This window comes from Halomonas sp. KM072 (genome assembly GCF_050710315.1).
Taxonomy (GTDB): Bacteria; Pseudomonadota; Gammaproteobacteria; order Pseudomonadales; family Halomonadaceae; genus Vreelandella; species Vreelandella hamiltonii.
In genome coordinates this window covers 537,100-557,505 of sequence record NZ_CP136132.1, presented here as the reverse complement: position 1 = coordinate 557,505, position 20,406 = coordinate 537,100, and the positions used below count along the sequence as shown (strand labels likewise).

At 55.7% G+C, this 20,406-nt stretch carries 12 protein-coding genes and 1 pseudogene; 5 read left to right on the top strand and 8 right to left on the bottom strand.

The window, feature by feature from the left end; all coding sequences use genetic code 11:
- Positions 1-10: 10 nt before the first annotated feature.
- A complete protein-coding gene (gene recC, locus RVM26_RS02620; RefSeq protein ID WP_498940632.1) occupies positions 11-3,574 on the top strand; it encodes an exodeoxyribonuclease V subunit gamma in 3,564 nt (1,187 codons plus the stop codon).
- 10 nt (positions 3,575-3,584) lie between these two features.
- On the opposite strand, the pseudogene pncB reads toward recC, so the two are convergent.
- Positions 3,585-4,717 (bottom strand): annotated as a pseudogene (gene pncB / locus RVM26_RS02615) (nicotinate phosphoribosyltransferase).
- Positions 4,718-4,905: 188 nt separating this feature from the next.
- On the opposite strand from pncB, the gene recB reads away from it, so the two are divergent.
- From recB to RVM26_RS02600, 3 genes are read left to right on the top strand one after another with little or no spacing between them, the layout of a single operon-like run.
- Positions 4,906-8,604: an exodeoxyribonuclease V subunit beta gene (recB, locus tag RVM26_RS02610; RefSeq protein ID WP_498940630.1), complete on the top strand. Its 3,699-nt coding sequence runs from the start codon at positions 4,906-4,908 to the stop codon at positions 8,602-8,604.
- Complete coding sequence (gene recD, locus RVM26_RS02605) at positions 8,601-11,132, top strand: exodeoxyribonuclease V subunit alpha family protein (RefSeq protein WP_498940628.1); 2,532 nt, start codon at positions 8,601-8,603, stop codon at positions 11,130-11,132. The genes recB and recD overlap by 4 nt, the downstream gene beginning before the upstream one ends.
- Positions 11,133-11,179: 47 nt before the next feature.
- Entirely contained in the window at positions 11,180-11,641 is a 462-nt protein-coding gene (locus RVM26_RS02600) for a hypothetical protein (RefSeq protein ID WP_498940627.1), read from the top strand.
- A 491-nt stretch (positions 11,642-12,132) separates the two neighbouring features.
- Here the strand turns inward: RVM26_RS02600 and RVM26_RS02595 are convergent, their stop codons facing one another.
- The 5 genes from RVM26_RS02595 to RVM26_RS02575 form a co-directional block, all read right to left on the bottom strand.
- A complete protein-coding gene (locus tag RVM26_RS02595; RefSeq protein WP_498940625.1) occupies positions 12,133-14,310 on the bottom strand; it encodes a DEAD/DEAH box helicase in 2,178 nt (725 codons plus the stop codon).
- On the bottom strand, positions 14,295-16,007 hold the full coding sequence (locus RVM26_RS02590) for a dsDNA nuclease domain-containing protein (RefSeq protein WP_498940623.1): 1,713 nt from the start codon (positions 16,005-16,007) through the stop codon (positions 14,295-14,297). Before RVM26_RS02590 ends, RVM26_RS02595 begins: the two co-directional genes overlap by 16 nt.
- Positions 16,008-16,228: 221 nt before the next feature.
- Positions 16,229-16,384, bottom strand: a complete 156-nt coding sequence (locus tag RVM26_RS02585; protein ID WP_498940622.1) for a DUF427 domain-containing protein — start codon at positions 16,382-16,384, stop codon at positions 16,229-16,231.
- Between the two features lie 392 nt (positions 16,385-16,776).
- Complete coding sequence (locus RVM26_RS02580; protein WP_498940621.1) at positions 16,777-17,385, bottom strand: glutathione S-transferase N-terminal domain-containing protein; 609 nt, start codon at positions 17,383-17,385, stop codon at positions 16,777-16,779.
- Positions 17,386-17,420: 35 nt separating this feature from the next.
- Complete coding sequence (locus tag RVM26_RS02575) at positions 17,421-18,632, bottom strand: MFS transporter (RefSeq protein ID WP_498940619.1); 1,212 nt, start codon at positions 18,630-18,632, stop codon at positions 17,421-17,423.
- Between the two features lie 145 nt (positions 18,633-18,777).
- On the opposite strand from RVM26_RS02575, the gene RVM26_RS02570 reads away from it, so the two are divergent.
- Positions 18,778-19,671, top strand: coding sequence for a LysR family transcriptional regulator (locus tag RVM26_RS02570; protein ID WP_062372658.1), 894 nt, complete (start codon positions 18,778-18,780; stop codon positions 19,669-19,671).
- Between the two features lie 144 nt (positions 19,672-19,815).
- Here the strand turns inward: RVM26_RS02570 and RVM26_RS02565 are convergent, their stop codons facing one another.
- Positions 19,816-20,082 (bottom strand): Txe/YoeB family addiction module toxin, encoded by a 267-nt coding sequence (locus RVM26_RS02565; protein WP_016916501.1) that lies wholly within the window; start codon positions 20,080-20,082, stop codon positions 19,816-19,818.
- Positions 20,075-20,329, bottom strand: coding sequence for a type II toxin-antitoxin system Phd/YefM family antitoxin (locus RVM26_RS02560; RefSeq protein ID WP_081135244.1), 255 nt, complete (start codon positions 20,327-20,329; stop codon positions 20,075-20,077). Before RVM26_RS02560 ends, RVM26_RS02565 begins: the two co-directional genes overlap by 8 nt.
- Positions 20,330-20,406 lie beyond the last annotated feature (77 nt).

The following is a 20,406-nucleotide window of genomic DNA, read 5'->3' as shown; positions in this document are numbered from 1 at the left end:
ACGCCGCCGTATGTCTGCCAATGCTTTGTTATCCCCCACTCCGCTCCCCCCCGGTTTTATGGTGGTACATGCTAACCGCTTGGAAGATTTACGCGGTTTGGCGGTGGAGTGGATGCGCCGCCAGCCGCTGGGGCCGTTGGAGAACGAAACCATTCTGGTGCAGAGCAACGGTATTGGGCAGTGGCTAAAACTGGCGTTGGCGGAAGACCCTAAGAATGGCGGCGCGGGCATTGCGGCGGCGCTAGAGGTAATGCTGCCCGCGCGGTTTTTATGGCAGGCCTACCGCACGGTGCTCACTCATGTTTCGCAAAATGCCGATGCCGTGCCGGAAACCTCGCCGTTTGATAAGTCGCGCTTGGTATGGCGGCTGCTGCGCCTGCTGCCTACCCTAGCCGGGCAGCCGGTGTTCGAGCCGCTGGCACAGTTTTTGGAAACCGACCGTGACCAGCGCAAGCACTACCAGCTGGCCGAGCGGCTGGCGGATCTCTTCGACCAGTACCAGGTATACCGCGCCGATTGGCTGGACGCCTGGGCCAACGGCCACGATGTGCTGATTACCGCCCGAGGCGAACACCGCCCGCTGGAAGAGCACCAGCGCTGGCAGCCTGCTCTGTGGCGCATCCTGCGTGACGATGTGGCCGCCACCCAAGGCGAAGCCGGGCTGAACAGCAGCCGCGCCCAGGTTCACCAGCGCTTTTTGAAGGCCACCGAGCAGCTAGAGGGCCAAGCCTGCCCGCCGGGGCTGCCCCGGCGGCTGATTATCTTCGGCATTTCATCGCTGCCCCAGCAAACCCTGGAAGCCCTGGCGGCGCTCTCCCGCTGCTGCCAGATCGTGCTGTGCGTGCACAACCCCTGCCAGTTCTACTGGGCGGACATCATCGAGCACAAGGACCTGCTGCGCGCCCAGCGCTATCGCCAGCGGCGCAAAACCGGCATGCCCGAAGCGCTGGATGTACTGGGCACCGGCGATGCCGATGACGCCCTGCACCTGCACGCCCAGCCGCTGCTAGCCGCCTGGGGCAAGCAGGGCCGCGACTACCTGCGCCTGCTCGATGAGCACGACGACGCGGGCAACTACCAAACCCTATTCGAGCAGCAGGCGCTGCGCATCGATATGTTCGAGCCGTTCAGCGGCGAGGAGCGCCACTGCCTGCTCAGCCAGCTGCAAGACGATATCCGCGAGCTGCGCCCGGTGGCAGAAACCCAAGCCCATTGGCCCGCACTGCCCGCTGCCGATGACTCCATCGTGTTCCATATCGCCCACGGCCCTCAGCGGGAAGTGGAGATTCTCCACGACCAGCTGCTGGCCGCCTTCAGCGCCGACCCACACCTGCGCCCGCGCGACATCATCGTTATGGTGCCGGATATCGACCGTTACGCGCCGCACATCGAAGCGGTGTTTGGCCAGCTGCCCACCGATGACCCGCGGCACATTCCCTACACGCTCTCCGACCAAGCCAGCCGCCACCGCCTGCCACTGATGATTGCGCTGGAAAAGCTGCTACGGCTTCCAGAGCTGCGCCTGTCGGTGAGCGATTTGCTCGACCTGCTGGATGTACCTGCCCTGCGCCAGCGCTTCGGCCTAGAAGAGCGCGACCTGCCGGTGCTGGAACGCTGGATGGAAGGCGCGGGCATCCGCTGGGGCCTCAACGCCAAGCAGCGCCAGCGGCTGGAACTGCCCGGTGGGCTGAGCCAAAACACCTGGGCCTTCGGCCTGCGCCGCCTGCTGCTGGGCTACACCGTCGGCGACGGCCACGCCTGGCAAGGCATCGAGCCCTTCGATGATATTGGCGGCTTGGAAGCGGGCCTGGCAGGGCCGCTGGCCACGCTGCTGGAAAAACTCGACGCCACTTGGGAAATCTTCTGCCAACCCACCGATGCCGCCACCTGGGTGGCGCGGCTGCGGGCACTGCTGGAAACCTTCTTTCTCACCGACGATGCCCAGGAAAGCATCATGCTCACCAAGCTGGAAAACGGCTTGCAGCAGATGCTGGAAAGCAGCCAGGAAGCAGAACTCGACGACCCGCTGCCGCTCTCCATGGTGCGCGAACACTGGCTGGCACAAATCGATGAACACAGCCTTTCCCAGCGCTTTTTGGCCGGGGCGGTCAACTTCGCCACCCTAATGCCCATGCGCGCCATCCCCTTCAAGCGGGTGTGCCTGCTGGGCATGAACGACGGCGACTATCCCCGCTCCCAGCCGCCGCTGGATTTCGACCTGATGGGCAGCGACTACCGTCCCGGCGACCGTTCCCGCCGGGAAGACGACCGCTATCTGTTTCTCGAAGCGCTGCTCTCCGCCCGGGACCAGCTCTACATCAGCTGGATGGGCCGCAGCCAGATCGACAACTCCCCGCTGCCCCCCTCGGTACTGGTGGGCCAACTGCGCGATCACCTGGAGGCTGGCTGGCAAACGGAAAACGGCGCGCCGCTGCTGGAAAGCCTCACCACCGAGCACCCGCTGCAGCCGTTCAGTCGCGCCTACTTCACCCCCTCCACAAGCCGACTGTTCACCTATGCCCACGAATGGCGGGAAGTACACGCCCCGCGCACGCCCACCGCCGCGAGCCGCACGCTGCCGCCGCCAGAAAACGCCCCCACCACGCTTTCCCTTGGGCAACTGGGCGGCTTTCTGCGCGAGCCGGTGCGCAGCTTCTTTAATACCCGCCTGGGCGTCTATTTCGAGCAAGAGGCAATCGCCGAGCTAGACGCCGAGCCCTTCGCCCTGGATGGCCTGCAAAACTGGCAGCTGCAAGACCAACTGATTGCCGCCCAGCGCCACGCGGTGGATAACGGCCAACCGCGTATCGAGGCGCTGCACGACGCGTTGGAGCGCTTTCAAGGCCAAGGCGTGCTGGCCATGGGCGCCTTCGGCGAACGCATGCGCGCAGCACTCTCCGACCCCATGGAAGAGTTGTTCAACGCCTACGAAGAAGCACTCACGGCGTGGCCGCACGCACTGCCAGACGCACAGTTGCAGTTCGAGGCCCACGGACTCACGCTGGAAGAACCCCTGGGCGAGCTGCGCCAGGATGAGGCAGGCCAGCGCTGCCGCCTGCTGCTGCTCAGCAGCAGCCTGATTAGCCAAGGCAGCGGGCGCGGCCAATACCGCTGGAGCCACCTGCTGCGCCCCTGGGTCGCCCACCTGGCAGGCAACCTCAGTGGCCCGATGACTACACTGCTACTTTCCAAAGCCGGTCATGTCACGCTGGAACCCGTGGCCGCCGACACCGCCCGCCAGCACCTGGAAACCCAGCTCGCCGCCTGGCAAGCGGGCCAGCAAACCCCGCTGCCGCTGGCCCCACAGGCCGGTTTTGCCTGGCTGGCCAAGCAAGGCACGCCGGAAATAGCGCAGGATAAAGGCCGAGACAGCGACGCCTTTGCTGCCGCCGAAGCCGCCTATGAAGGAGGTTACAAGGTTATCGGCGAAGCCGCGCAAAGCGCGTATTTAAGCCACCAGTGGCCCCGCTTCGAGCGGCTGTTTTTCGAGCAGGCCAACGGACACACTTTTGCCACACTGACCGAATCACTTTACGCGCCGCTCTTTTTCGCTGTTAAGGGCAAAAAGGAGTAAAGCCACACGGCTATGAATGGCCCATGCTGAGGACTTTCTTCGCCAACGCAATCATCTCAGGGTCGCCGGTGTTCTTGGTGGGCACATCGGAGAGCTTCACCACCGGCAGCCAGCCCTGCCCTTCGGGGCGGGCCTCGACCATTTTGATCACCATGTTCATGGGCGCCACGCCAATATCGTTAGTAAAGTTGGTGCCAATACCAAACGCCATGCCAATACGCCCCTGGCAGCAGGCGCGGATGCGTTCCACTTTTTCAGGGGTAAGCGCATCGGAGAAGATGATGGTTTTGCTCAGCGGGTTAATGCCCAGGCGCCGGTAATGGGCAATGGTGGCATCGGCGAACTCGATCGGGTCGCCGCTATCGTGGCGCACCCCGTCAAACAGCTTGGCGAACTTCTTGTCGAAGCTCTCGAAAAATGCCCGCGTGGTAAACGTATCGGTGAGCGCGATGCCCAAATCCCCCGGTACACATCCACCCAGTGCTCCAACGCCAGGCTGTTGGCCATTTTGAAACCGAAACGCGCCCCGTGGAACATGAACCACTCGTGGGCGTGGGTGCCAATGGGCTTCACCCCGTGGCGCATGGCCAGCAGCACATTGCTGGTGCCGCTGAAGGCCTCGCCACCGTAGTGGCGCAGCGCTTTGACGACCCGGTCGTGCACCGCAAACGAAAAACGCCGACGGGTGCCGAACTCGGCAATTTTCAGCCCGTGCTGGCGATATAGCTCAATCTTCTCCCGCGTGCGCTGCTCAATCAGCGCTTCGTCCTCTTCAGACACCGCCACGCCGCGCAGCCGATACCAAAGCTCACTGATCAATGCCATCAGCGGCACTTCCCATAAAATGGTGCGGTACCAAGGCCCTTCGATCACCACCGACAGCTCGCTGCCCTGCTGCTCGATGGTCACCTCGCGGGGGTCGTAACGAAAGCCCGCCAGAAAATCGAGATAGGTGGGGTCCAGGTAAGGGCAGGTGGTTTCCAGGTAGCGCTTCTCTTCATCGGACAAGCGCAGCGTCGCCATGCGATCCACTTCACCGCGCAGCGCCTCACCAAAACCCTCAGGAAACGCATGCTCGCCACGATTGATAAACGCGTAGCGGGCATGGGCATAGGGGAAGCGTTTGATCACGGCGTTCTGCATCGTGATTTTGTAGAAGTCGTTATCCAGAAGCGAGGTCAGCATGAGATCCCTTCGTGTGAGTGAACCGAAGCCGCTGGTAGCGTAAACTGAGCATCCTAAGAGTGGCTTGGCGGCTAGATTAGCAGGTGGCGAAGCACTCATACAGTCTAGGCCCCAAGCAGGGGCGCGTTATTGTTGGAGCCTGAATAATGAGCCAGCCCGCCCCGCTGAACCCGCTGACGCTGCCGCTTCACGGCAGCCGTTTGATCGAAGCCAGCGCGGGCACGGGGAAAACCTTCACCATCGCGCTGCTTTACGTGCGCCTGGTGCTGGGCGGGCAGCACGGCGAGGACGACACCGCCTTCGTGCGCCCGCTCACCCCGCCGGAAATTCTGGTGGTCACGTTCACCAACGCCGCCACCCAGGAGCTGCGCGAACGCATTCGCCATCGGCTGGTGGAGGCGGCTGCCGTATTTCGTGATCAGGGTGAAGACTCTCTTCTTCTGGCGCTGCGCAGCCAGTACCCCGAGGCCACCTGGCCCGCCTGTGCTCGCCGCCTGGAGCTGGCCGCCGAGTGGATGGACGAAGCCGCCGTTTCCACCATCCACAGCTGGTGCTACCGCATGCTGCGGGAACACGCCTTCGATAGCGGCAGCCTGTTCTCGCTCAACCTGGAAAACGACCAGCACGAACTGGAGCAAGAAGTGGTGCGCGACTACTGGCGCACCTTCTACTACCCGCTGGACGCCGAGGCGCTGGGCAGCATCACCGGCTACTGGAAATCCCCCGACCACCTGCATCAGGACGTGCGCAAGCTGCTGCACGAAAGCGACGCACTGGGCGCGCTACGCCCCGAGCCAACCCACACGCTGAGCACCGCCGCCGCCGAGCGCAGCGCCCTGCTCAGCACGCTAAAAGCCCCCTGGCCCGAATGGCTGGACGACCTGGTGCCCGCGCTGGAAGACGCCGCCCAGCGCAAAGCCTTCAAAGGCCAAAGCTTCAACGCCAAAAGCCGCGCCAACTGGCTAGGCGCACTGCGGGAGTGGAGCGACAGCGACCTAGAGCGCCCCGCGCTCACCCCCGCCGCCTGGAAACGCCTGACCCCAGACGGCATGGCGGAAATATGGAAAGAGGGCGCGCCACCCTGCCCGAAGGCCTGGCAAGCGCTGGCCGAGCTGCCCGCCGCGCTCAACACGCTGCCCGAGCCACGCAACGACCTGCTGATTCACGCCGTACAGTGGTGCAAAGTGCGCTTGGAGCGGGAGCAGGAGCGCCGCGCCGAAATGGGCCCCAACGACCTGCTCACCCACCTGGACCGCGCCCTGCAAGGCCCCAACAAGGAGGCGCTGGCCGCGCAGATCCTGCGCCAGTTCCCCGTGGCGCTGATCGACGAATTCCAGGACACCGACCCCATCCAGTACCGCATCTTCAACGCGGTGTATGAGGTCGCCAAACCCCGCCGCGACGCTGCCATGCTGCTGATCGGCGACCCCAAGCAGGCCATTTACGCCTTTCGCGGCGCGGATATCTTCACCTACCTGAAAGCCCGCGAAGACACCGCAGGCCGCCACGTAACGCTGGGCACCAACTTCCGCTCCAGCCGCGCCATGGTAGCGGCAGTGAACCACTGCTTCCGCTATGCCGATGAACACCCGGCAGGGGCCTTCCTGTTCCGCGAAGAAAGCGGCGACAACCCGCTGCCGTTTCTGCCGGTAGACGCCAAAGGCCGTCACGAACGGCTGGTTCATCAGGGCCAACCGCTGCCCGCCATGACGCTCTGGCCGCTCGCCGCCGACGAGCCGCTCTCCAAAACCGCCTACCAGACCGAGATGGCCGAACGCTGCGCCTCGTACATGGCGGAACTGCTCAACGCAGGCCAACACGGCAAGAGCGGCTTTCAAACCGACGACGCGCTCACCCCGCTCAAGCCTTCCGATATGGCAGTACTGGTGAACGGCCTGCAGGAAGCCCGCGCCATTCGTCAGGCGCTGGCCAGCCGAGGGGTGAAGAGCGTGTACCTGTCGGATCACGACAAGGTGTTCAGCTCGCCCATGGCCGCCCAGGTAGAGCGCTGGCTGCGCGCCTGCGCTGAGCCGCTGGCCAGCTCCCGCCAGGCCGAAGCGCACCTGCGCGCCGCGCTGGCCACCCCAGTGCTGGGGCTCAGCCTTGCCGAGCTGGACCACCTGCAGCAGAACGAGCTGGCCTGGGAAGCGCGGGTCGAGCAGTTCAGCCACTACCACTGCCTGTTGCAGCGCCAGGGCGTGCTGCCGCTGGTGCGCCGCATCATGGTGGATTTCGAGATTCCCGCCCGCCTGCTGGCAGAGTTCGAAGAGGGTGAGCGCTTGCTCACCGACCTGCTGCACCTGGGCGAACTGCTGCAACAGGCCAGCGCCGAGCTGGACGGCGAACACGCGCTGATTCGCTTTCTGTTTGATGCCATTGCCGACCCGGAAAGCCACGGCGACAGCCACAAGCTGCGCCTGGAGAGCGACGCGGATCTGGTCAAGGTGGTCACCATCCACAAATCCAAAGGGTTGGAGTACCCGCTGGTGTTCCTGCCCTTCATCGCCAACCACCGGCCGGTGAAAGCCGACGACGTACCGCTGCGCTGGCACGACAGCGAGGGCAACCTGCAGCTCAGCCTGGATGCCGATGACACGATACTCGCCACCGCCGACCGCGAACGGCTGGGAGAAGACCTGCGCAAACTCTACGTGGCGCTCACCCGTGCCCGCCACGCCACTTGGCTGGGGCTGGCCCCGCTAAAAGGCTTGGAAAACAGCGCGCTGGGCTACCTGTTGACCGGTGGCAGCACCCTTTCCCCCGATGCGCTCCCCAAAGCGCTCGATGCCCTGGTGGAAGGCAGCGACATCCACCTCGGCATGCCGCCCGAGCCCACCGCTGATCGCGTGACGCCCGTGGCGGAAAGCAGCACCCTGGGCCACGCCCGCACGCCCACGCGTCCGGCCAAAGAGCACTGGTGGATTGCCAGCTACTCCGCGCTGCGGCTTTCCGGCACGCTCACCGCCCCGGTGCTGCCACCGCTGGAGCCCACCACCGCCCAGGAAGCCACCGCCTTCGAAGTGCTGGATGAACCTCAAGAACTATCTCAAGAACTATCTCAAGAACGATCCCAACCGGAAGCGTATCACCTGCACAAATTCCCCCGTGGCCCCGGCCCCGGCACCTTTCTACACGGGCTGCTGGAGTGGGCGGGCAAGCAAGGTTTCGATGCTGCCGCAAATGATAGAGAAGCCCTCAACGACATGCTGTGGCGGCGGGTACAGCTACGCGGCTGGCAGGCATGGCAAGAACCGCTGGCGGGCTGGCTAAGCGCCGTGCTCACCACGCCGCTGCCGCTGGCCGCGCCCACCCCGCAAAGCGTGGCGCTGAATGAGCTGGAAAGCTACCAGGTAGAGCTGGAGTTCTGGTTTGCCGCCAAGCGGGTGAACACCCAGGCCATCGACGCGCTGGTGAGCAAGCACTTACTGCCAGGCATCGAACGCCCCGCGCTGGATGCCGACACCCTCAACGGCATGCTGAAAGGCTTCATCGACCTGGCCTTCGAGCATCAGGGGCGCTTCTACGTGCTGGACTGGAAATCGAACTACCTGGGCCCCAACGACAGCGCCTACGAACCCGAGGCCCTGCGCCACGCGCTGCTCGCCAAACGCTACGACCTGCAGGCTGCGCTCTACCTGCTCGCCATGCACCGGCTGTTAAAAGCACGCCTGCCAGATTACGACCCGCACCAGCACTTGGGCGGTTCGATGACAGTATTCCTGCGCGGCAGCCGCAGCCCTGGGCGTGGCGTGGTGGGCGAGCCCGCCCCGGTTGAACTCATCGAAGCCCTGGACAGCCTGTTTGCAGGCGAGCCCCACGCCACCCAGCAGGAGGCCACGGCATGAGCCGCCAGCACGACACCCACACCTTCGACATGTTCGGCGATGCGCCCACCGCCAGCGCTCACCCTGCACTCAGTAGCACCCCGGAACTGCTGGCCCTATGCGAACGCTGGGTAGCACGCGGCTGGCTGCGGGACCTGGACCGCGCCCTGGTGCGCTTTCTCGCCAGCGAAGCACCGGATGCCCCCACGCTGCTGCTACTGGCCGCCGCGCTAGCCAGCCACCAGCTAGGCCGGGGCCATGTATGCCTGGATATCAACGCCACGCTCAATGCGCCGGATTTCGCCCTTTCGCTACCGCCCGAAGGCGACGACCCCACCGACCCGCCGCCGCTACCCAGCGACGTGCTGGCAACGCTCACGCTCCACGAATGGCAAGCCGCCCTGCACCACCCGCTGCTCACCAGCGAAGGCCCCGGCAACACGCCGCTTGTGGTAGTAACCACTCACTCAGCCAGCGGCACGCCCAGCACCCGGCTCTACCTGCGCCGCTACTGGCAGTACGAACAAAGCCTCCACCAACACATCGCCGCCCGCCTGGAAGGCACAGGCACAGAAAGCACAAGTGGGAGGCCAATTCATCTGACAGCCAAGCCAACCACTAGCCACACAGCAAGCACAGGTTCAGAAAGCCAAAGTGGGAGGCCAGTTCCTCTGACAGCCAAGCCAACCACTAGCCACACAGCAAGCAGAGGCTCAGAAAGCCAAAGTGGGAGGCCAATTCATTGGGCGATGGGTGACGCCAGTCACCCTGGGTTACTCCCCCAAGCCCTGAACATTCTGTTCAAGCCAAGCAACGCCCTGGACTGGCAAAAAACCGCCTGCGCCCTGGCCGCCCGCAGCCACTTCGGCATCATTACCGGCGGCCCCGGCACTGGCAAAACCACCACCGTGGTGCGCCTGCTCGCCCTGCTGCAAACCCTGCAACTGGCCCAGCACCCCCGCCAGCCGCTACGCATCCGCCTGGCCGCCCCCACCGGCAAAGCCGCCGCCCGCTTGAACGAATCCATCGCCGGACAAGTCGCCAAACTCCCCTTCAATGACCTCACCATGTTGCTGAAAGGAGCCGAGCAGACAGAAGCTTCGAGTGAGGAAACTGTGTTGGAGAGGACTTTGTGGGAGGGAGCTTTGAGTGAGGAAACTGTGTTAGAGAGGACTTTGTGGGAGGGAGCCTTGTGGGAGGGAGCTTCAGCTCGCGATGATTCACCCACAGAACAACTATCAGCCACCATCCCCACAGAAGTGACCACTTTGCATAGACTACTCGGCGCACGCCCCGACACCCGCCACTTCCGCCACAGCGCCGCCAACCCGCTGGCCCTGGACGTACTGGTGATCGACGAAGCCTCGATGGTGGATATCGAAATGATGGCCGCCACCCTCAGCGCCCTGGCCGCCCACGCCCAGTGCATTCTGCTGGGGGATAAAGACCAGCTCGCCTCGGTAGAGGCCGGTTCGGTACTCGGCGACCTGTGCCGCCGCGCAGAAGCCGCCCACTACACCCCGGCCACCGCCGAATGGCTGGCCCAGGCCACCGGGCAACCGCTGCCAGCGGAGTTCATCGACCCCGCAGGCCAACCGCTGGACCAGGCCATTACCATGCTGCGGGTCAGCCACCGCTTCAATGAACACAGCGGCATCGGCCAGCTCGCCAAAGCCATCAACCAACCGGGCCATGCGCAAAGCGAACGGGAAAAGCAGCAGGCCGTCACCGCCGTGCTGCGCCACGGCTACCCGGATATTCACCATTTGGTGATGAATGACGACGCCGCGCTGGACAAGCTGGTGATTCACGGCAGCCCCAGCGGCTTTACTGGCAACGGCGAAGGCCGCACCGACCACCAAGGCCAGCCCATCGCCCCGCCCACGGGCTACCGCCACTACCTCAAGGTGCTGCAAACACAGCGCCCACGGGGGGAATCCTTCGAGGAGAGCCCCGCCGTCTACAACGCCTGGGCCAGCGAGGTACTCAGCGCCTACAGCCACTTCCAACTGCTTTGCGCGCTGCGCAAAGGCCCCTGGGGGGTAGAAGGCTTGAACCAGCGCATCGCCAGCACGCTGCGCGGCGAAAAGCTGCTGTTCGGCAGCGACTACACGCTGGAGAAAGGCTGGTTTGAGGGCCGCCCGGTACTAGTGACCCAAAACGACTACGGCCTGAAACTGATGAACGGCGATATCGGTATCACTCTGGCCGTACCGGACCCGCGCAACCCGCAGCAGAAGCTATTGAGAGTGGCCTTCCCTTCATCAAGTGCCGCTAGCGACCCCGACAAGCCCATCCGCTGGGTGCTGCCCTCCCGCCTGCACGCGGTGGAAACCGTGTTTGCGATGACGGTGCACAAATCCCAAGGCTCGGAGTTCTTGCACACTGCCCTGCTGTTGCCGCCCACGCTGAACCCCATCCTGACCCGCGAACTGGTGTACACCGGCATCACCCGTGCCCGCGAATGGCTCACGGTGGTGGAAGCCAAACGCGGGGTGTTGAATGAGGCGGTGGTGAGGGAGGTGGTTAGGGTTAGTGGGGTTGGGTGAAACTGTATAAGATGTTACAAAAATCAATTATATTAATAGAGATTGAAATGGATACAAACATAACAAGAAAGCTTAAAAACTTAAACAAACATTTACTAACTATAAAAAAATACAATAACGAAGAAAAACCTTTATTCAAGCCGAAAGATCGATACAAACTATATGAAAAGCTCTATTTTCACGAGTTAGATAGAAGAGATAAAATGTTACAGCGTTTAAGCCTACCTGTAGCAATCACCATAGGTTTGCTAGGCTTTTGCTCTTACCTTCTCAACAATAAACCTAGCGACATGCCAGAATGGGGGCTAATACTATACTGGTTATTTCTAGTTGCATCAATATTATTCATAGTGTTAGCCACATGGTTTTTTCGCGTGGTTTGGTTTGGCTACAAAGATGAAATGCTTCCAACTCCACGCAGCCTAGAAAACTATGTGATTGAATGTAAAAAACTTATAGTGACTATCGAGGCAATGAAGATGCCGAAAGCTCTGTATACATTGCAATGAATGAATATTTCATTAGAACGACAACCAAAATGACAATGACAAATGACAAAAGATCATTTAATCTATTTTTGGTAACATTGTGTCTTTTCCTTAGCATGATATGCAGCATAATAGCTTACACACCTGTTTTTATTGACCAGCAAAGGGACAATATTCATGACAAAGCCACCACCCCCACCGCCGCCTCCTACAAGAAATGTCAGGGGAAATAGTGACAAGAGAATACCTACCCCTCCACCACCAAGGCCACCCAAGCAGAGCAAATAAAAGAACAGCCTTCCAACGCTCTTGGAAGGCTGCTAACTCATCACATTATCCAGACAACCTTATCTCTAATTTTTTGAAATATGGAAAATTAACATAAAATACAAAATTAGTGATCTACACAGCTAACAACTATATTTTTAGACAAATCAAAAAATCATCGATCAAGCCAAATCAATAGCACAGCGTGCACTTTAAAAACAAATAAATTAAATTCAGGCATGCAATTAACAGAGTGCACGCCTAATAAACATGTGATCTACAGCATTCAACTGCACAAGAGATCTTGATTTCATTCTCAAATATCTAACTAAAGTATCAACATCTCTCTCACCTAGTTTTTTTGTAATAATTTTTTCTAATGTTTCTATTGGTATTCCCATTTCCTCTAGCGCAGAGAATGAAGCAGGCAAGTGACTATTTTCGAATATATGCAAAATCCAACCCAAGTTAGCAATTGGCTCTCGATCAAATAATTTATATTTATAATTCAACAAATCTTGCAGTAAAGAAAGCGCCCTTGAAACAGCATGCTTGAAAATATTGCGTACTATACTAAGCTCTCTATCTGTTGCGTCTGAACGAATAGCAGCACTAATAGCACCACTATAAATATAGCTTATTTGACTTTTCATATATGCTGTATGAGTATCGGCATATATATATGCTCGTAGCTTATTATAAAGCTCATCACTATCTTCATGACTAAGCTGCTGTCTACCTAACACTCTATTTTCTGTGACTTTAATGAATCGCGTTAATAACTTCAACTGATACTTTGTAGGTTTAACTACTGTGGCAATTTGATCCATGTCACTAATAGATAGATTAAAAATTAGATTAAAAGCCTGCTCTAAAACTTCAATATCATAAGATGGATGTTTTCTTATGATTTCGATTGGAATATCAGATTTTGTTGAAAACTGACTCAGGCTTTGGCTACTTTGTTCAGATAGGTGATCTGGTTGTATTCCAGCTAAAAGATTTATAGGAGAGTTTTCATCTTGCTGCCCTAAGGGTAAAGATACTATTTGCGACTCTTTCTCAGGCAACTGCTCTAGGCAAAAAACGTTTCCAACTAAGTATTGCCCCATCCTACCAGCACGACCTGAGATATTTTTATGAGTAAAACTATCGATCCTAGGATTACCATTGCGATTGTCATAGATAATAATATTTTTTGCTGAGGTATTAACACCTTCAATCATGGTTGAAGTACATATTAAATATTGAATTTTTTTACTATTAAAAAGCTCAACGGTTTTCTGTTGTATTGCGCGAGGTAAAGCTCCATGATGAACACCTATGCCGTTTGCTAAGGCTTGTGTACATTTCCAGTCTGGGCCATAATTTTCCTCTAACCAATTATAGTATAAACTTAAAGAATCGTCCGTAGAGCTCTTCACATTCTTTGAAATTAAATTATACTTATAAACCAAAAAGTCAACAACTCTAGAAATAGAATTTGGAGATTTACAATAAATAATTGTTTGACCTTTGTTTTCTTTAATAATTTTCGATAACGTTTTATTTTTACTATTTGTGTCATTAGGCGCTATGTTATATTTGTGTATATTTAGCGCCACAGTTTTAAAATCAGATGGAATAAAAGTAAACTCGCGCGTCAATATACTCATGCCTTGAACTGCATCAACATAAGGACCAATCATGTAAAACTGTTTTGATACAGTAAGCAACTTACTGAGAGCTATATTTAAAGCAAAAGCTCTGGGTCTGGACTGAACATCTTTAACATCAGAAAGCTTATAAAACTCATCAATAACAAACAAATCAACATTTACTAAATCTTCTCGCTCGTTTACGCGTTCTTGTGTAAATACATAAATAACTTTTTCTTTTCGCCTTATCTGAGATCCATGATGAATAATTTGATACGAACTACCAAAACGTGCTTGAACCCGTCTTCTTGTTTCATCAATAAGAGCTATTGTTGGAACCACGATAACGATGCTATTAAATTTATTTGACGCTAATAAAGCATCAATAATAGCGCTTTTTCCCATGCTTGTTGGAGCGCTCAAAATGACATTTCTTCCAGACATTAGAAGGTTAAACACCCTAGCTTGCATTGAATGAAACACAAAATTCTCATCAAAATTACTCTTATAAACATCAAGCACAAATTCTTTTTCAGGCGAGAGATCCGTAAAATATTTTTTTAAATATGGGTATAAGCCTGCTGTGCGAAGAAGATCTTGAAGCATTGAATTTTGATTTTTGAAGAGAGGTAACTCTTCTAACGCTCGAATAATAAAATCCTGACCTATTGGTAGCAAATCTGGAGAAGATAAACATTCATTAGCTCTTTTTAAATAAGAGAATGGGCTTAAAGTTTCATTTCGCACACTCTCCAAACATTTTTGGGGATTTAGGATATTTTCCATATTGTCTCCACCTGATCTTGTATTTTGCTAATTAGAGTGTTAAGTGATGGGATTGGATATAAGTAAACTTCAATATTTAAATCTTTATTAAAATCATCTTTATCAACTATCTTATCAACTAGAGATTTAAATTGTACTACAATTTCGGACTTTAGATTATTTTCATAATCATCAGCCATTTCTTTAGAGTTACATTCAAGATGGCTTGATTCATAGCCAATAAAAAATACGAAACTAAATCGATCTAAGTTTTCATCTAAAGAACTGTTTGCATCGAGTACATTATTAACATCATGTTCTAATAAATAGTTATCTTTTTTTGCAATCAACACTTTTTCTTTTTGGCTAGAGAATGCTTCAGACTCAAGAAGATCATTAAACTCAGATACAATACACGAAATTTCCTGATCCCCGACAGAGTTCAGTAGACGACTAAAACCCATTATCAAATTATCAGGAGCATGGGCATTCAATACAATGTGTATGTTGTCAAAGCAAGTATTTTCATCATCATCTATATATAGGCTAGCAGCAATTGGCTGCGACTTGTAAGTAGTTCTAACTATTGAGTGCAATAAAGCTTTCGCAATCAGACTATTGATAAAACCAGCCTGCTGTTGATAACGCTTAGTTAATAGAGCAAATTTATCTGTGATTTTATCTGGGGCATTATCCGCAATTTCATTAGGCAGCAACAAGACCTCATGAAACCACTTATATAAATGACAAGCTATCAAATCATACCCATACTTCCTCTTATGATACTGACCTTTAAACCCTTTACACTCTTTCCTACCCGTAAAATTAGCATCTTGATAAAGATCATTATCCTTAAAGAACATTGAAAGAACCGCTTGAAGCTTTGCATTGTCTGTAGAATATATTTTTACATGGTTGTCACTTGAATTCTCATAATGTTCAATCTCAGCTTCAAACCAAGGAAGAAAATCTTTCCGGCAATAAGATTTATCGTCAATAGTTTTAAGCACTCTCGAAGCAGCGCCTTTTTCAAATAAGCTAACTAACAAAGAGCAGAGAATTCTCTCTGGATCACCATTTTCACTTAAATAAATATTTTTTCTAAGCGCAGCCTGGCGAATTAACTTTGTACAACGCATCTCAATAAATTCTTTTGAAGAGATTACTTGCCACTCTGCATGATCAAGCCAATATTCGACACCATTCCCGTTTGGTGATGTAAAAGATGCTGTTTTTTTTGGCCGGCTGCGCTCAATAGCAGATCTTAATTTTCCTAACAAAGGAAGCTTAAGATCATATTTTTCATTGCGATCCTTTAGAGATACCTTTAGGTATTTAAGTGAATTAGCAATATCTCTTGGTGTAACTATGAGAAAATAACCAGGAAGATCACAGCTATCACATAAAATAGACTTATGGAGAATTGAATCTTCTTGACTAATAATTTGATTTACTCTCTGCCGACCAGCCGGAGGGACAGTTTTAGTAGAAGCTTCAGCAAACTCTTTAACACTCCATTTAGCATCATCTTCTGTTGTTTTAACTTGCACATACACAATTCTATCTTCGTAAACTAAATCTATATCGTCCGAAACCTCACAACGTACAGATATCAGCGTTTTATCCTGAAGCATAGAAAGGACGTAATACGCCGCGACTAAGTTTTGGTAGGTAAACCCTTTAAGGGCCGCAACACCACCACTATCTGATTGTACCATGGCTATTTTGCTCATTTTTTAGCCGCTTTAGGTTAATATTAATCAAAATCAACTAGAAAAGAAACATACAACAACAAAAACGAATCAAAAAAACCACCTGACTATTATATGTCAAACAAAACCCAGCGCTAAGTAGAATTCAACAAATCAGTTACTTGTATTTTCTACTCAGAAAAACATCAAAATATTTTAAAAAATAATTAAAATATTTCTAAATAATATTAACCTCTATTCACTTCACTTAGGAAATAATAACGTGGCGGGTAGCCGTGCTCGCGGAGTTTTAGCGTATTGCTAGAGTCAGCCAACAGAATGTTCTCCACCCGCGCTTGCAGGCGCTGCTTGCTTGGGTGAAGCGTTATTCGGGCATTCTGCATTGTGTTGTCCCTGCGGCGTTATTCGCTCTAATCCTTTGAGCCTAACAGCAAATATGGGTTAAGCCTACCTCGAAAGCTTAGTTTTTAGTCGATAATGGATGCTTTGGGAGGAAGGTGAGTCATCACTTCCACGCTACCGCTGCACGCTGGAATGGTCGCGGGCTAAAGCCACCTCCCACGGGGCTGGTTCACCTCTGGGGGGGTGGTCGCGGGCTGAAGCCACCTCCCACAGGGCTGGTTCACCTCTGGGGGGAGTTGGTCGTGGGCTGAAGCCGCCTTCCACGGGGATGGTTCACCTCTGGGGGGATTGGTCGCGGACTAAAGCCGCCTCCCACGGGCGGGTTCAACCCTGGGGGGAGTTGGTCGCGGGCTGAAGCCACCTCCCACGGGGGCTAGGTGAAGGCGGTTTGCTGGAAGCTTGTTCGCGCGGTTAGGGCCGCATGCCACGCGGCAAGCTGGGGATGCGCTTCTTTCCAGCGTATTTCTGGCAGCCGGAAGGCGAGGTATTCCAGCGCGACGGCGATGGCGATGTCGCCCAAGTGAATCGGTTCGGCTGTGGGGTTGCCGCTCAGCTCGCTATTCAGTTGCTCCAACAGCCGCTGCATGGCCCTTGCCCGGCGTTGGCCCAGCTCGCTTTGGTCGATCTCTTGGCCATAGTGCTTGCGGGCAATCACGGTGGTGAATGCGGCATCCATGAGGTTTTGGCCCAGGCCTGCCAGGTGCAGTACGTCACTCAACGGGTTGGGCAGCATGGGCGGGGTGGGCTTTACGTTGTCCAGGCTGTCCAGGTACATGGCAATCAACATGGATTCGCTGAGCGTGGTGCCCTCCTCCGTCACCAGCGCGGGGATGCGCCCGGCGGGGTTGGCCTTCAGAAGGTCGGCGTCGTCGGCCCAGGGGTCGCACCACTTGAGCGTCACGGCGTCCATCAGGCCTTTTTCCAGTAACACGATGCGCACCAGCCGCGCATAGGGGGATGTTGCGTTCAGGTAGAGTTCCATGGTGGCCTCCCTTTGTCTGAATAGTGCTTGTTAGGTTATTGGGCAGAAGGATGTGTGCGGCGCTGCTGAACGCCTCGGCTAAGCAGTACGAGCAACAAGCCAAGGGCAAGCGCCATGCCGCTGATGATGAAGAGCGGCGTGTAGCTGCCCCACATGCCAAACAGCGCCGACATGGCATAGCCTGCCCCTGCCTGGGCAGCGGCGAAAGCGGCCGTGGCTCGCCCCCAGAGCTGCTTGTGGGCGGTGGGCCCGACCAGCTCGGCCAGGCGGCCAGAGGTAAGGGCTACGATGCCGGGAATCATTGCCCCCACCATGAACGAAGAAACCGACTGGCTGAGCAGTGCAAGCGAGAACACCGGGAGCATGACGGCAGCGGCCTTGGCCGTAAAGGCGATCATCAAGCCCCCTTGCCACCCCACGCGCTGGGCCAGCGCCCCCACGATGAACGGCCCGCACAGGGCACCCAGCCCGAAGATTCCCCATTGCAGGGAAGCGGCTTGATGGCCCAAGGCATGCTCCCTGGCGAGGTAGTCCACCCAAAACACGGTGTGGGGTACGAACCCCACCGCATCCAGCGCGTAAGCGCCGATGACCAGCACCACCACCCACTTTACCCCCGCATACCCAACGGGGCTATTACCCACCGGGTTTGCCGCCTGGCTTGCCACTGGGCGTGGGGGCAAGCCCGTGACGCCGCGGTCGCACGACAGGCCAGCCACCAAACAGAGCAGCCCCAGCGCACCCCAGGTGAGCGAGAGGCTGACCCCGAGCAGTGACGGCACAACGAGGGCGGAAAGCAGCGCCCCAAACCCGATACCGGTAAACACCAGAGCACCGACACGGGTTCGCCTTTCCGGGGGCGTGGCCGCCAGCGCCAGCGAGGGGCCCACGACCATCAAGATCCCCCCGCCTACCCCCGAGACCAGCCGCCAGAAGAAGAACCAGTGAAAACCACCCGCCCCCGCGCAAAGCAGGAAGCTGAGCCCGATACCCGCAAAGCTTGCCGCCAACACCCAGCGCGGCGCAAAACGCTCGCTCAGCGAGTGGGCGGCAAGCGCGCCGATAAAATACCCCAACAGGTTGGCCGCCCCCAGGTAAGCACCCTGGCTTGCGGTAAACCACCCTTGCTGAATGATCGCGGGCAATAGCGGCGTATAGGCAAAGCGAGCAATACCTATCGCCGCCAGGGTCGCCATGATGCCGGTCATTAACGCGGGCAGATCGTCGGTAGTGAGTGTTCGCTTCATCACGCCAGTTCCCTTTGGAGCCACCTCAGGTAGGTCAGCAGCAGGTAGTTACCCTCTTAGGCTACGCGTGCGTAGCCATTCCTGGAAACGATTAGTTTTGATCGATACTATCTTTTTTATAGATAACCTGACTGGGAGATGGCACGTGCAACTTAAATCGCTACGGCTACTGGTGGCCGTGGCCGAAACCGGCAGCTTTGGGGCGGCGGCCAAACGGCTACACACGGTTCAATCCAATGTGACTACCCACATTAAGAAGCTTGAGGAGGAGCTTAGCGTAAAGCTGATTCACCGTGCGGGGCGAGTTCGTCCTACCAGTGCCGGGTGGGCACTGGTGGAGTACGCTGAGCGCATGATAACGGCCCACGATGAAGCCGTGTCGCTGTTTAAAGGCCAGGTGAAGGCATGTGGGCGGCTGCGCATAGGTGCCATGGAGACCACGACGGCGCTACGCCTTCCGCCGATACTGGCGGCTTATCACGCAGCGCAGCCTGACGTTGATATCCAGATCAAAACCGGGCCGACGGCTGAGCTGGTCGAGCTGTTGCTTAATGGGCAGGTGGACTGTATCTTCGTGGCCGGGAGGCTCGAGCATGGCCACTACCACTCGCTCAAAGCGTTTAGCGAGCAGCTTGTCTTAGTCGGCTCTACGCCGATGACGCAGATGCCCTCTTCACAAGCGCTGCTTACGTCTGCTTTCCTGGCGTTTCGCCAGGGGTGCAGCTACCGCCAGCGTATTGAGCTTTTGCTGGCCGCCCAGGGTGTTAATGCGGGCAGGATCTTCGAGCTCGGTTCGCTGGATGCAATGCTGGGCTGCGTTGCTGCCGGGATGGGTTACACAGTGCTCCCCCGTGGCACGGTTGAAGCCCACCAGCACCGATTCGAGATTCACACGCTGGAACTGTCCACCTCCATCGCCAATATCGATACCTATTTTGTCGCCCCCAAATCAGAAACCTGGACACCCGCCTTGGCAAGCTTTGCTGAAACGTTGCGTGACGCGGTGGTGGTGAATGAGCCTCAGTTGAATGCATCGTGAGGTGGACTGAAGAATTCAGGGGGTTACGATGGGCAGTTGGGCAAGCGCCATGGTGCTAAAGGCGGCCTGGCGGCTAGCATGGTCGCGGGCTAAAGCCACCTCCCGCAAGGCGGACTGACTCCCAGAGGCAAGGTCAGTTTCAGGCTAATAGTGATAGCGGCATGAAATGACCGTGATGGCATGTTGATCGACGGCGTAAACAAGCCGATTGGTGTCATCGATGCGTCGAGACCAGAAGCCCGCCAGATTTTCTTTTAAGGGCTCTGGCTTACCGATTCCCTCAAAGGGAGAGCGCTTTACATCGTTGATCAGCTTGTTGATGCGCTTGAGGGTTTTCTTATCCTGACCTTGCCAATAGACGTAGTCGTTCCAGGCCTCATCTGTCCAGCACAATAGCCGTTGGCTACTCATCCATTAACGCTCGTGCGCTTGTCTGGCCAGCACGATATTGCGCTATTGAGCGGTGAAGATGCTCAGCATTACCAGGTGAACGAAGCAGGTGCACTGTTTCCATGAGGCTATTGTAATAATCCAGTGACATCACAACGGCATCTTCAGCATCCCTGCGCGTGATCACGGTGGTGTCTGCATCATTCACAACGCCATCCAGCACGGCTTTCAAGCCATTCCTCGCTTCTGTAAAAGACACGATTTTCATACACACCTCACTTGTACCATTTACGGTACAAGTTTAGCGACCGCACGCCAACCTGTACAGCTTAAAGCACATAATGC